Annotated in this window: 11 protein-coding genes and 2 pseudogenes; 5 read left to right on the top strand and 8 right to left on the bottom strand. The window is 46.6% G+C overall.

The window, feature by feature from the left end:
* Positions 1-25: 25 nt before the first annotated feature.
* The 3 genes and pseudogenes from L2082_RS08390 to L2082_RS08380 form a co-directional block, all read right to left on the bottom strand.
* A pseudogene (locus L2082_RS08390) lies at positions 26-2,680 on the bottom strand (TrlF family AAA-like ATPase).
* An 82-nt stretch (positions 2,681-2,762) separates the two neighbouring features.
* Positions 2,763-2,921, bottom strand: a pseudogene (locus L2082_RS08385) (PDDEXK nuclease domain-containing protein); the annotation flags it as partial.
* A gap of 128 nt (positions 2,922-3,049) precedes the next feature.
* Positions 3,050-3,262, bottom strand: a complete 213-nt coding sequence (locus L2082_RS08380; RefSeq protein WP_446008405.1) for a PDZ domain-containing protein — start codon at positions 3,260-3,262, stop codon at positions 3,050-3,052.
* Positions 3,263-3,353: 91 nt separating this feature from the next.
* Between L2082_RS08380 and L2082_RS08375 the strand changes: the two genes are divergently transcribed.
* The gene (locus tag L2082_RS08375) at positions 3,354-4,565 is read left to right on the top strand and encodes an ATP-binding protein (RefSeq protein ID WP_446008404.1); all 1,212 of its coding nucleotides are present in this window, start codon (positions 3,354-3,356) and stop codon (positions 4,563-4,565) included.
* A gap of 51 nt (positions 4,566-4,616) precedes the next feature.
* Here the strand turns inward: L2082_RS08375 and L2082_RS08370 are convergent, their stop codons facing one another.
* The 3 genes from L2082_RS08370 to L2082_RS08360 all read right to left on the bottom strand — a co-directional run bounded on the left by L2082_RS08370 (position 4,617) and on the right by L2082_RS08360 (position 7,464).
* On the bottom strand, positions 4,617-5,735 hold the full coding sequence (locus L2082_RS08370) for a S1C family serine protease (RefSeq protein ID WP_446008403.1): 1,119 nt from the start codon (positions 5,733-5,735) through the stop codon (positions 4,617-4,619).
* Between the two features lie 25 nt (positions 5,736-5,760).
* On the bottom strand, positions 5,761-7,143 hold the full coding sequence (mgtE, locus tag L2082_RS08365) for a magnesium transporter (protein ID WP_446008402.1): 1,383 nt from the start codon (positions 7,141-7,143) through the stop codon (positions 5,761-5,763).
* A 120-nt stretch (positions 7,144-7,263) separates the two neighbouring features.
* Entirely contained in the window at positions 7,264-7,464 is a 201-nt protein-coding gene (locus L2082_RS08360; protein WP_446008401.1) for a DUF2065 domain-containing protein, read from the bottom strand.
* Positions 7,465-7,796: 332 nt separating this feature from the next.
* Here L2082_RS08360 and purM point away from each other — a divergent pair, with 332 nt between their 5' ends.
* Positions 7,797-8,867: a phosphoribosylformylglycinamidine cyclo-ligase gene (purM, locus tag L2082_RS08355; RefSeq protein ID WP_446008400.1), complete on the top strand. Its 1,071-nt coding sequence runs from the start codon at positions 7,797-7,799 to the stop codon at positions 8,865-8,867.
* Between the two features lie 31 nt (positions 8,868-8,898).
* Here the strand turns inward: purM and L2082_RS08350 are convergent, their stop codons facing one another.
* A complete protein-coding gene (locus tag L2082_RS08350; RefSeq protein ID WP_446008399.1) occupies positions 8,899-9,414 on the bottom strand; it encodes a MogA/MoaB family molybdenum cofactor biosynthesis protein in 516 nt (171 codons plus the stop codon).
* A 148-nt stretch (positions 9,415-9,562) separates the two neighbouring features.
* Here L2082_RS08350 and L2082_RS08345 point away from each other — a divergent pair, with 148 nt between their 5' ends.
* From L2082_RS08345 to L2082_RS08335, 3 genes are read left to right on the top strand one after another with little or no spacing between them, the layout of a single operon-like run.
* Positions 9,563-10,075, top strand: coding sequence for an ATP-dependent zinc protease family protein (locus L2082_RS08345; protein WP_446008398.1), 513 nt, complete (start codon positions 9,563-9,565; stop codon positions 10,073-10,075).
* Positions 10,072-11,337, top strand: coding sequence for a RimK family alpha-L-glutamate ligase (locus tag L2082_RS08340; protein ID WP_446008397.1), 1,266 nt, complete (start codon positions 10,072-10,074; stop codon positions 11,335-11,337). The genes L2082_RS08345 and L2082_RS08340 overlap by 4 nt, the downstream gene beginning before the upstream one ends.
* Positions 11,338-11,339: 2 nt before the next feature.
* Positions 11,340-12,428, top strand: coding sequence for a succinylglutamate desuccinylase/aspartoacylase family protein (locus tag L2082_RS08335; RefSeq protein ID WP_446008396.1), 1,089 nt, complete (start codon positions 11,340-11,342; stop codon positions 12,426-12,428).
* 50 nt (positions 12,429-12,478) lie between these two features.
* Here the strand turns inward: L2082_RS08335 and L2082_RS08330 are convergent.
* Positions 12,479-12,871, bottom strand: a 393-nt coding sequence (locus L2082_RS08330) for an RCC1 domain-containing protein (RefSeq protein WP_446011615.1), incomplete at its 5' end; no start/stop codon positions are given.

Genomic DNA, 12,871 nt, shown 5'->3' with positions numbered 1-12,871 from the left:
AGTTACTGTTGAATTTATTAATACGTTACATAAATCCATATTTCTCGCGACGTTGATTGAATGCGTTTTTTCCGCCTTCCAAAATATCAGCCGCTAAGGTCTGTACATTTGGGACATCAATTCCTCCCTGTTGTTCTGGTAAGATTAACCCTTTATCATCTTTTACGCTGAGTACCCCAATCCACTCAGCGTCACCGAATACCGGAATATTAGCATTATGTGTAGCAAATAGAAACTGGCGTGTTAGCTTCGCTCGACGCAGTTCTGAAACAATTCGATCCGCAATAAAAGCATTATCTAAGTTATCTTCTGGCTGATCAAGAATTAGTGGGTCCTGATTTTCTAAAAGCAACAAATGCAAAACTGCTGTACATTGCTGACCGGTTGATAACTCTTCTATCTGACGAAATATCGGCTCTCTCGACCCATGAGCTACATTCAATTCTATAGCCATCGTATCCGGTAGCGTCAGTTCTTCCATTTCTAGTAATGTACTTTCTGGCAATCGGCAAAGAGCCTGCGCTACTGTAGGAGTTACTCCCCAACCAGTATCCTTTAGGGATTCTTCGCTATCCCGAATCGTTGAGGCTAAATTTGCTGGAGAGAAATCACCTTCTGCAACCCAAGCTAAACGCTTTTCGCCAACACCTTCTAGGTTACATTTTGTCAAAAACTGATGAAGTGGCTGGCGGTCTCCTTCATTTTGGAGCGTAAGCTTAACTTTTTGCTCAAGCCTGCGGTTAAGACGTTTGACTGACCTTTGCATTGCACTGGAACGGTTACTGATAGCCTCTGATAGCTCAACAACTAACTTCCGACGCTGTTTATATAGGTTATCAATTTCGGCTTTGCGGGTTTTCAATACACTCTGTTTGGGTCGTATTTGTTCGATCTGCTGTAGCAAATTTTGATATTCATTACCAATTTGTCTACCCGTTTTACCTTGGCTGGTTGGAATCTTTTTAAAAGCGCTCTCAATTATTTTTTCTTCTTTGCAAATCTCTTCCTGTAATTGCTTTTGCAGAGGCTCCTATGATTGCTCTGCTTGATGAATCCGCTCATCAACCTGTTGAATTGTCAAACTCATTGTTTTCGAAAGCTGATCCAATACTGCGCGCTGCTGCTTCAAGGTCTCAGAATGCGGTAAGCCTTCTAATGATCCTTCACTAAGAAAGGGAATATCAGGCAAGCTATCTTTCAAGCTATTTACCGCTTCACGAATTTTGTTCACCTCAGATTCAACCTGCTTGTTGAGCTGCTTCTCTTTTTCTAGCTTTGGGACAACCTTTAACTTTTCATCAAGTCCTAACTCATGAAATTGTCTCACCTGATCTTGCAATTTTGGTAATCGCTCTACATCCGTTTCTATCTCACTTTTTTGATGTAAGGCGTTTATTATTGCATCACGATTTTCCTTCAACTGACTCAGCAGATTTGCAATCGTTGATTCGAGATTATCGTGATCTCCCTCTAAAAAACGCTTAATCAACTTATTACGGCTCTGTGTATCTCGTGTCATTTCATAAACTTCGTTTTGACCGTAAAGTTCTATACCAGGTAAGAGATCAATGGGTTGGTAGTGAGACAACAAATTACCTTGTTCGTCTTGAACAACTGGTTGATCACCCCATTTACGACTAACCTTGAATTTACGACCATTCATTTTTGCTGAACGCAGAGTTAGTTCAACGACCCCCTTCTCACGGCCAAGATTATTCTTCAATATTGCTTCATGCTGTGACTTTGAAGGCTTACCAAATGGTTTAAGATCTAAGACAAAACGAATGCACTCCAATAGCGTCGATTTTCCGGTACCACGTCCTCCTATCACAGTGTTTAAGTGTTCCGACAGTTCAATGTCCATACCATCCAAGTACCCACCTACAAATCTCATTCGCTCAATAGCAGATGCATAACTTTCTGGTTTATCGGTATTCAATCTAACTCTAGAACCCGCATCCAAAAATGCTTGTTTGAAGGATGGAAAACACGGTTTGGTCATTTTTATGGGACAAGACGCCCCATCGTTTTTAATATCTTCTGGATTAGCCACATCAGCGGCGTTGATCGCCGCCATTTCCCGCTCTCGTCGATAATTGGTCTCTTTATTGAGAAGTACTTTACGATAAAAATCGTTTTCGACCCCTTTGAGGGCCTCAATTGGACCAGGTATTTGAGCTGCTAACAATCCGTTGTGCTGCCACACATGGTTCATTTTGCATTTAAGAACGCCATTTTTATTTGTGCAATGGGCTGCAAATAAAAATCCACCAATCTCATTTACTTTCTCAATAAGCCGAGGTGCTGATAATTTTGTAGGTAACACGCCTTCGTCAGGATCAAGTAGTTCTAGATGTCCCAGTATTCTCTCTAATTCCTGAGAAGTTTTATTTTCATCGAATAAACAAACGAAATGTATCTTTTCGCTAGAAGCTATCTCAAAGCCTGGAAATACAACTATTCCATTCCGAGCAAATAAAGTGCGTATTTTATCAACTCCATCAACTGAACCATGATTAGCTAGACCAATCACTTCGATTCCTGCTTCCAGTGCCTCATTCAGCAACTGTTGATTGTAGTCATCTTCTGTAATGGTTTGTTGCTGACCGCGATATTTAATGTAGCCCGCCGGGTTGACTTGCAGAGCACATTTAAAGAACCGAGCTTTGGTATTAACCACGATATCCACCTTATTTATCAATTTAAAGAGTACGTTATCTCTTTTTTTAACGTGTTAAGGATTGATGCGTCAAGTTTTTTAGTCAATCCGCCCACAACTTCTTTTCCGCCTCCACAATCAAAAGCCCGGATTGTGGCAATGTCTTGGTGATTTCATAGGTTGCCACACTAATGGGCTTTCGAGCGTCGTGCAGAGCGTATTCCACCACGGTGCGATTCTTCTCCTTGCAGAGAATGATGCCGTCTCGAAGAATCCCTTCATCCGCCAGAGGTTAGAAGCCGAAAAACCACCCACGCCAAGGAACTCTCTCTGCAAATCTCCAACCAGTGGTTGGACAATTCCCCACCCCCAAGTCTCTCCTGCCTGGTCCTACATCGCCTCCAACACCACATCAACATCCACCTGTCGATTATCCCGCAACAGAGTCAGTGTCACAGTATCCCCGACCTTATATTTTTCCACCTCATCCCGGAGCTGGTTATACTCTGTAATCCGAACCCCGTTGCCCCCAAGGATAATATCACCGAGAATCAGGCCACCCCAGACCTGTCTGGTTCCCTGTAACCCTGCCTGTCCACACAATCGAATATTTCGGAATGTACTCCAAAAATAATTGCTTATTCCAGGAATACATTCTAAAATAATGCAAAATCATTCATCCTAAGGTGTCTCTATGCCGGAAGTACTGCAAGCCATTTATCATCGTTTAGTCAATGCGTTGGACATTGAAACCAAACGATATCTGTATCCCTCTTTCAATCTCAATAACCGACTCATCGGCTTGGCAGGCCCGAGGGGAGCTGGTAAAACCACCCTGATGCTTCAGTACATCAAGGAAAACGTAAATCTGCACTCGGCCTTATATTTTTCCGCTGACAATATCTACTTCAGCAACACATCACTTTTTGAGTGCATTCAAGGGCAGTATGAAACAGAGGCGATCAAACTTTTTTTCATTGATGAAGCACACAAATACACAGGCTGGAGTCAGGAGCTGAAAAATATTTATGATTCCTTTCCTGATGTAACGGTTGTTTTTTCCGGCAGTTCAAGCATGAATTTTGTTAAAGGAGCCTACGACCTGTCCCGCCGAGGCATCATGCACCGGCTCCACGGGATGTCGTTTCGAGAATACCTCAACCTTACATCCGGTTATAACCTTGCCGCTGTTGATTTCGACACGCTCATCACTGACAGAAGACAGCTGGCAGCGGAGCTTGTGGCCCTGCCAAAACTCAAAGGACATTTTCAGGAATACCTCAGATACGGTTATTACCCGTTTATTTTGGAATCAAAAAATCTCTATTTTGAAAAATTGGGTAATATTATTGAAAAAACTATTTTCGAAGACATTGCTGGGTATTATAAGCTGAAAACGGTTAACCTGCACCTTTTCAAACAGATTCTCAATTATCTGAGCAGCATTCCGCCGGGTGAGATTAGCGCACATAACCTGGCTAAAACCCTTTCATTGGACAGCAAAACAGCCATGCATTACCTGACCATCCTCCAGGAAACTGGTCTGGTACGGCTTATTTTTACAAATAAAACCGGCAGCGCACTGATTCGGAAACCGGCAAAAGTTTTTATCGACAACACCAGCCTGTTGTACGGAATAAACGAAACGCTTGGCCGCCGAGCCAATCAGGGCACTGTCAGAGAGCTGTTTTTCATCAGTATGTTGCAGAACAGCGGTGAAAACGTTTTTTACAGCAAAAATGCAGGAGACTACCTGTGCCGGGACATTGTTTTTGAAATAGGCGGTCAAAATAAAAAAGGTAAACAGATAAGCAACAGCACAGGTACAGCTTTTTTGGTGAAAGATGATCAGCTCCATGCCACTGCTGGCTCAATCCCGCTTTGGCTGTTCGGTTTTTTGTATTAACCTGGAGTTGCACCGAACAACTTGTGTTCTCATTAAAGGGCTACCACAGGCTTACATCGCATCCAACACCACATCAACATCCACCTGTCGATTATCCCGCAACAGCGTCAGTGTGACTGTATCGCCGACCTTATATTTTTCCACCTCATCCCGGAGTTGGTTATAATCTGTAACCCGAACCCCGTTGACCCCAAGGATAATATCACCGAGAATCAGGCCACCCCAGACCTGTCTGGTTCCCTGTAATCCTGCCTTTTCCGCTGAAGAATCGGCAGCCATGTTCATGATCAGTACCCCGTCCAGATTTAGCTCGCGCATTACATTTTCCGGGGCAATACTGATGCCCAGGCCGGGCCGGAACATCTTGCCATGGCGGATAATCTGAGGTACCACCCGATTGACTTCATGAACAGGTACGGCAAAACCGATTCCTGAGCTTGCGCCTGAAGGACTGTAGATCATGGTATTAACCCCTATCAGACGACCGGCACTGTCCAGCAAGGGGCCGCCTGAGTTGCCCGGATTAATGGCTGCATCGGTCTGGATAACATTGGGGATCGTGCGGTTGGTGAGCGAACGGATTTCACGCCCAAGGGCACTGACCACGCCGGTGGTCAGGGTTTGATCCAGGCCAAAGGGATTACCAATGGCAAAGACCTTTTGTCCGACCATGAGATTCTCCGATTCTCCGACCATAATCGGAGGGAGTTTATCTGCTGGGGCGGAAATCTGGAGTACAGCCAGATCACGATCCGGGGCCGCACCCACCAGAGCAGCCTTCCAGGTACTGTGGTCAGCCAGAGTGACTTCAATGCGACCTGCATCGGCAATAACATGATAATTCGTTACAATCCTTCCCTGTCTGTCCCAGATAAAGCCGGAACCCGTGCCCTTGGGAATCTCGTAGACATTCAGGGTAAAGAGATTGCGTTGCAACTCAATAGTGGTGATGTAGACCACTGAGGGCGAGACCTCCCGGAACACGGCAATGGTGTTTTTTTCATCATCAGCCAGATCACCCCGTGCTGTGATGGGTTTTGGTTCAGCACGTCGATCAATCCTAGTGGTATCTGGATGCAGGGTATGAAAAAGGAGGTAGAGAAGAGCACACAGGGCCAGCAGCAGGGGCAAAGGGTTCCTGCTGCGAAATAAAGAACGGAAAAGGCGCATAGTTGGATATCCGGGTATTCAGGGGTCAGATATTCAATAAGAATTTTGCCACATAAAAGTAGAGACTGATCCCAAGGACATCAATGGAGGTAGTGATAAAAGGGCCTGTGGCAATGGCCGCATCAACATGAAAGCGTTTCAGGAGCATGGGGATGATTGTGCCCAGGCTGGCTGCCATGACCATGACAGCACAGACCGAAATCCCCACTACCAGGCCGAGATAGGATGGTGTGCTGTATTGCAGTAAGGCCATCAGACCGAGGAGGAATCCGAATAAAATCCCCAAGGCAATGCCCACCAGGGTTTCCCGGCCAACAATATGAAAAAACTGGGGCATATTAACCCGGCCAGTAGCCATCCCCCGGACTACAATGGTACTGGACTGGGTGGCAATATTTCCGCCCATTCCAGCGATAATCGGGATAAAAGCAGCCAAGGCCAGGACTTTTTGCAACTCGTGTTCAAAACCGTTAATGATAAACATGGCAGCTACGCCCCCGATCCAGGAGGCAAAGAGCCACGGAGCCCGGAGCATAATTTTCTGATGCAGGGGTTTGAGCAGGATCTCGTTGTCTTTACCTGCGCCAGCCATCTGGAGAAAGTCTTCTGTGGCCTCTTCCCGGATAACGTCAATAACATCATCCACCGTGATAATCCCAATCAATTTAAAGGTGGCATCCACAACCGGAATGGCCAGCAGGTTATACTGGGACACGATATGGGCCACCTCGCTTTGATCCGTATCTGTGGTCACTGATATCACCGGATGATTCATGATATTTTTCAGCTGCCGATGCATGGGATGAAGCAACAGCTCCCGCAGAGAGAGCACCCCGGTCAGGTGTCCATCACCGTGGGTGATATAGAGATAAAAGACCATCTCCTTGTCTTCGCTGCGTTTTTGTACTTTCTTGATAGCCTCTTCCACAGTGAGCTTTTCATCCAGATACATGAAGTCAGGGGACATGATGCCACCTGCTGTTTCCGGATCATACTTGAGTAACTCCTCAAGTTCGTGGCGGTCATCTCGTTCCATATGGGTGCGCACATCACCAGCCAAATCATCCGGTATGATGTCCAGCAGGTCTGCTGCATCATCAGGTGCCATCTTACTGACCACGTCAGCAAGAAAAATCGGGGTCAGGTCTTCCGCCAGTTCAACAATAATGGAATCATCCAGTTCACTGAAAAAATCCGCCACCAGATCAGTGTTGGCAATGATCTCAAAGAGTTTTTTGCGGTCAGCCGGAGGGAGAGAACGGAAAACCCAGGCCAGGTCAGCAGGGTGCGTTTTCAGGATCAGCTTGAGCAGATTGTCTGTTGCGCCTTTGCGGTGAAGACGGCGCAGGGTGTCGAGCAGAACCTTGCCTTCAAAACCGATCATTTCGCGTTTTGCTGTTTTTTCCATACATTCACCTTAGAGCCGGAGGGTACCGTTGAGGCGAACCCCTGTGTTCGCCCTGTATAGTTTCCGTGCATTAAACAGGCAGGCACAGGGGCCTGCCCTTATACAAAAAATGCTGCTTTTTCACCCCAGCAGACCGCTCCGTTGTCCGATATAACAAAGAAGAAAACCAATAGCCATTGCCAGTAGACCCGTACTCCTGAGACTATCTGGCGACATCTCGGTCAGTTGTTTGAGCCAGCGTTGCATGGCCTCCGGGGAAGCCACATAAGGAAGTCCTTCGAGTATCAGGACCAGACCGATGAGTGTAACAAGGGTTTTCATGGGTAATCAACCTATACCAAATGGAATGCACTGTTGCAATCTTCATACAAACATATTGACAAGCAACAGTAAAAAAGTAATATTCTCAAAATATCCCGCAGCCCGGACTGCCGTAGTTGGCTCGGGGTGTTACCCCAAGCTGGCTATATATTGCCCTTTCAGGGCATTGATTCCCGGTATTTGTTTCGCTCCGACGACAACAATGTCTCGGAAGTGTCATATAATATCCAGTAAGTTCAGCGGGTGTCATAAAAAGAAGCCCTGAAGGGGCTGTATCCAACCAGCTCAGGGTAACACCCTGAGCATTTTCATATAGCGAAAAAATAAAAACAATGACAGCATCTGAAACAGCAGCATCAAAATACAGTGAAGCCGGGGTTGATATTGATAAAGGCAATGCCTTTGTCTCGCGCATTAAAAATATCGTTTCTGCCACCCATAGTCGTACTGTTATTGATGATATTGGTGGTTTTTCCGGCCTGTTCAGTATCGGGAATGTCAACTGCAAAGACCCTGTGCTCATCGCTTCCACAGACGGTGTGGGCACTAAACTAAAAATTGCCCAACTTTGCAACAGGCACGATACCATAGGCATTGATTTGGTGGCTATGTGTGTGAATGATATTATTGTCAGTGGGGCAAAACCGCTGTTCTTTCTGGATTATTTCTCTTGTTCTTCTCTTGATCTTGATGAGGCCACAGATGTGATTAAGGGTATTGCAGAGGGTTGCAAGCAGGCAGCCTGTTCCTTAATCGGAGGCGAGACCGCAGAAATGCCTGGTCTGTATCAACCAGGGGATTATGACTTGGCTGGTTTTTCTGTGGGGATTGCAGAGCGGGATAAGATTATTGATGGCAGTGAGGTACGGGTTGGTAACAAAATTATCGGCCTTGCTTCATCAGGTCTGCATTCCAATGGCTTTTCCCTGGTCCGGAAGATTATTTTTGAAGATCTGGGGTTAAGCGTGGATGATACGTTGGAGGAGCTGGGTTGCACGGTTGGCGAAGAGTTGATTAAACCCACCAGGATTTATGTGAAGAGTGTGCTCGGGGTACTGCATCGCTTTCCTGTCCATAGTCTGGTGCATAATACCGGTGGCGGATTTATTGATAATATCCCCAGAGTTCTGCCCAGAGGTTGTCGGGCCGTGATTGACAAAGACAGCTGGGAAAAACCACCAATCTTTGCCTTGTTGCAGGAAAAAGGTCAGATCCCTGAGTCTGAGATGTATCGGACCTTTAATATGGGCATTGGTATGATGGCGATAGTAAGTGCAGCTGAAGCAGACTCGGTTATGCAGCATTTCCAGGCAATGGGTGAAACACCCTTCCTGATCGGCGAGATAATGGCTGCTCAGGAGAGAGTGCCCCAGGTCTGTATTAACGGGCTTAAGGAAAATTAAGGGATCCGCAGGGGTGGTTCGCGAACCGCACCTACATTTCTGTATTCTTTCTTTGTCCGCAATCGGCAGTCCCGCCTTTGAGCTTGTATAACCCATGGGCAAGGGCGGGCAGGATCACTGCAATATTTTCCTGTGCAGCCCTTTCGCTGCCTGGCAGGTTGATAATCAGGGATTCTCCCCGAATACCAGCAATACCCCGGGACCAGATCGCCTGCCTGGTCTTGGCAAGGCTTGCCTGACGCATGGCCTCAGCAATGCCTGGGATTTCCAGATCAATAACCCGGCGGGTGGCCTCTGGTGTCCGATCTGTGGGAGAAACTCCGGTACCGCCTGTTGTAACGATTACGTCAATCTTCTCTTGATCCACCCATTGGATCAGGCGAGCTTCAATCTGGTACTGTTGATCAGGGAGAATCTCATAGGCTATGACCTTGAAGCCCTGCTCTGTGAGTATCTTTTGCAGGAGCGGGCCAGAGGTGTCTTCCCGTTCGCCTTTGGAGCCTTTATCACTCAGGGTGAGGATGCCGCAGGTGTATGTGGTGTTCATTATGGTTTACATTATGGTTTGTATTGTCTCTCTTCTCTTTCCTTGTAATGGCCCTTCTTTCAGGGATCGCTAGATAATTACCCGCAAACAGTGTTTCGGGCAAGGGTGTTTTTTCCTTATTCATTATCCTGCATTAGGTTGCGACATCATGGTAAAAAAAAGAAAAGCTGCATTGCCGATCATTGGTTGGCGGGAGTGGGTTAAACTTCCAACTCTTGGAATTGACAAGATTAAAGTCAAGGTTGATTCAGGGGCTCGTTCTTCTTCAATACAGGCAGTTAACCTGAAAATATTTGATCGGGATGGAGAACAATGGGTACGCTTCAGGGTTCACCCAATCCAACGTTCGAGTAAGGACACTGTGGAAGCTGAGGCCAAAATACTTGAGTTCAGGTCTGTCAAAAGTTCAAATGGAGTGGCTAAAATCAGGCCGGTTATTTTGGCAAATATCGAACTGCTCAATCAGAGCTGGCAGGTGGAACTGACGCTTGCCAGTCGTGATAATATGGGATTCAGGATGTTGCTTGGACGAGAAGCATTCAGGGATCGATTTTTGGTTGATGGCGGTAAATCCTATTATGGTGGTCGACCGGAACGCAGGAAAAAGGTCAGCAAACGAGTTAAAAGAGATTCTGGAACGCAAAGTCAGGAGGCACTATGAAACTTGCTATTCTCTCATGCAATCGCCATTGCTATAGCACTCGGCGATTACGTGAAGCGGCGCAGCAACGAGGCGATATGGTTAAGGTGTTAAACACTATGAAGTTTGCCATAGATCTGGATCAAGGCAAACCGGACCTCTATTTCCGTCAAAAACACCTCTCCCAATACGATGCTGTCCTGCCAAGAATAGGTGCGTCCATTACCTATTATGGTACTGCGGTTGTCCGGCAATTTGAGCAAATGGATGTGTTTTGTACCAACTCATCTGCAAGTATTTCCAATTCAAGGGATAAGCTCAGGAGTTTGCAGATACTGAGTCGCCATTCCGTTGGCATCCCAAAAACGACCTTTGTCCGCGACAAGAAAGATGTTCTACCGGCAATAGAACGCGTTGGCGGAGCACCTGTTGTTATCAAGTTGATTGAGGGAACCCAGGGAATCGGGGTTATCCTGGCAAATACCCTGAGTACAGCTGCAGGCATTGTTGAGCTTTTGCAGAGCCAGAAGCAGAGTGTGCTTATTCAGAAGTTTGTTAAGGAGAGTAAGGGCAGGGATATCCGGGCCTTTGTTGTGGGGGATCGGGTTGTGGGAGCCATGCGCAGGGTTGCCCAGGGCCAGGAGTTTCGCAGCAATGTCCATCGAGGTGGTATCACTGAGCCGGTTCAGCTCGATGATTTGTATACAGAAACTGCAGTTCGGGCCGCACAAATATTAGGGCTTCGGGTGGCAGGAGTGGATCTTCTTGAAGGAAAAGACGGGCCACAGATCATGGAGGTAAATTCCTCTCCAGGGCTGGAGGGCATTGAGAAATGTACGCAACTTGATATTGCAGGCTCAATCATTGACTATATTGCTGCGCAGGTGAACTTTCCTGAGATTGATCTGCGCCAGCGGTTAACAGTGAGTAGTGGCTATGGTGTTGCAGAAATCCATATCCCGGAAGGTTCTGAATACATAGGGAAAACAATTAATGATTCACAGTTGCGTGACAAAGATATTGTGGTGCTGACCTTGCATCGAAACGCAAAGGTCATACCAAATCCCAAATCAGGACGGGAATTGCTTGCCGGTGATCGTCTGCTCTGCTTTGGTAAACTTGAGCTGATGCGTGATATGACGCCCAAGAAAGTCCGGCGGAAACGGCAGCCCAAGATTAAAAATCTTCCTGACCTGCCTGTGGCTGATGAGGTATACCAAGAAGCCGGGACAGTTGACTCGGTTTCTGTTCCGACAGAGACAACTACTGAGGAACAGAAATAAATATGGATACATCTATGGCCCGAAAATCAATCTTTGACTGGTTTGGTGAAAAAGTTGAACCAGGGCAAGCACGGAATGTTCATCTTGCTGTGGGAGAAAGCTACAGCAGCATGACAGTGAATATTCAAATCCACGTACGACGCGCAAAGAAAGACGGGCCTGTCCTGTTTGTGACCGGGGCCTTGCACGGTGATGAAATCAATGGCTGCGGAGCTATTCGTCAGTTGATTCAGGAAGATAATTTCAAGATTACACGCGGAGCAGTTATCCTGATCCCGGTACTTAATCCTCCAGCCTTTGAACGTCATTCCCGTTACCTGCCTGATCGTCGGGATTTGAATCGCTCCTTTCCAGGTTTTGTTGATGGAAGCCTTGCCAGCCGTATGGCATTTACCATTTTTCATGAAATTGTCATGCGCTGCAATTATGGCATTGATCTCCACACAGCCTCGGTTCGACGAACCAATTACCCCACAGTTCGAGGCGATTTGGAGCATGCCCAAGTCCACCGGCTTGCTGAAGCCTTTGGCACTGAGATTATCGTGAACAGCAAAGGGCCTAAAAACTCCTTTCGCCGGGAAGCATGTCGTGCTGCTTGCCCGACAATCATCATGGAAGGGGGGGAAGTGTGGAAAGTGGAGCCTGGTATTGTTGAAACGGCTGTTCGCGGTATAAAAAATGTTCTGCGTGAGCTGGACATGCTGGAAGGCCGTAGAGAACGTCCTGCTTATCAGATAGTTATTGAAAAAACAAAATGGATTCGGGCTGATCGGGGAGGGTTTCTGGATTTTCATATCACGCCTGGTGATATTGTGGAAAAAGACCAGCCAATAGCAAGCAATTCAACAATTCTTGGTGAAGATCAAAGTACGCTGTATGCACCTTTTAACGGCGTGGTCATGGGGATGACAAGCCTGCCTTCCATCAGTCCAGGGGAGCCTATCTGTAATCTTGGCAAGTTACCCAAAAAATATAGTCCTGAGAAGCTGAAAAGATTGCGTTCAAGGGAAGACGGGCTTGGGCAACAGGTATTAGATGATCTTGGAACAAATGTTCTGGTGACGGACCCGCCCGAGGAAGATTTCAGGTGAGGATGTCAATTGTGACCTCCCCGAAGTCTATTTATCACCGCTGGTTAAGCCTACTCCCTCATCGCCTGAACAGGAACCAATGAAAAGTCGGTACTATTGTTACCGAGTTTCCCGTTACCGTTACTTCCCCAACACCAGACTGTGCCGTTTGCCTTGAGGACTACGGTAAAATTGCTGCCAGCCGCAATAGCTGTGATATTTGCAAGGTTGGCTGCCGAAACAGGCGTTGTACTGTAACTTGTATTTCCGGTGCCGTATTCTCCTTCCATATTTCTACCCCAGGCCCAGAGGGAACCATCTTGTGCAAGGGCGACGGTATGTTCAAAGGATAGGAATTCCCATTTTTTATTCAATAAATCCATGATGATCGTGTAAAATATAGAAAAGAGTTGAAGAGTCGGAAACAGGAGGGAGATATGCGCAAGATTGATCAGAACATTTTT

It is taken from the genome of Candidatus Electrothrix sp. (assembly GCF_052785085.1).
The sequence above is the reverse complement of the archived record's forward strand: the minus strand, read 5'-3'. Positions and strand labels throughout refer to the sequence as shown.

What these genes read in the sequence shown, in the direction of transcription:
- L2082_RS08375 (WP_446008404.1), top strand. Translation starts at nt 3,354, where the DNA reads ATGCCGGAAGTACTGCAAGCCATTTATCATCGTTTAGTCAATGCGTTG.
- L2082_RS08370 (WP_446008403.1), bottom strand. Translation starts at nt 5,735, where the DNA reads ATGCGCCTTTTCCGTTCTTTATTTCGCAGCAGGAACCCTTTGCCCCTG.
- mgtE (WP_446008402.1), bottom strand. Translation starts at nt 7,143, where the DNA reads ATGGAAAAAACAGCAAAACGCGAAATGATCGGTTTTGAAGGCAAGGTT.
- L2082_RS08360 (WP_446008401.1), bottom strand. Translation starts at nt 7,464, where the DNA reads ATGAAAACCCTTGTTACACTCATCGGTCTGGTCCTGATACTCGAAGGA.
- purM (WP_446008400.1), top strand. Translation starts at nt 7,797, where the DNA reads ATGACAGCATCTGAAACAGCAGCATCAAAATACAGTGAAGCCGGGGTT.
- L2082_RS08350 (WP_446008399.1), bottom strand. Translation starts at nt 9,414, where the DNA reads ATGAACACCACATACACCTGCGGCATCCTCACCCTGAGTGATAAAGGC.
- L2082_RS08345 (WP_446008398.1), top strand. Translation starts at nt 9,563, where the DNA reads ATGGTAAAAAAAAGAAAAGCTGCATTGCCGATCATTGGTTGGCGGGAG.
- L2082_RS08340 (WP_446008397.1), top strand. Translation starts at nt 10,072, where the DNA reads ATGAAACTTGCTATTCTCTCATGCAATCGCCATTGCTATAGCACTCGG.
- L2082_RS08335 (WP_446008396.1), top strand. Translation starts at nt 11,340, where the DNA reads ATGGATACATCTATGGCCCGAAAATCAATCTTTGACTGGTTTGGTGAA.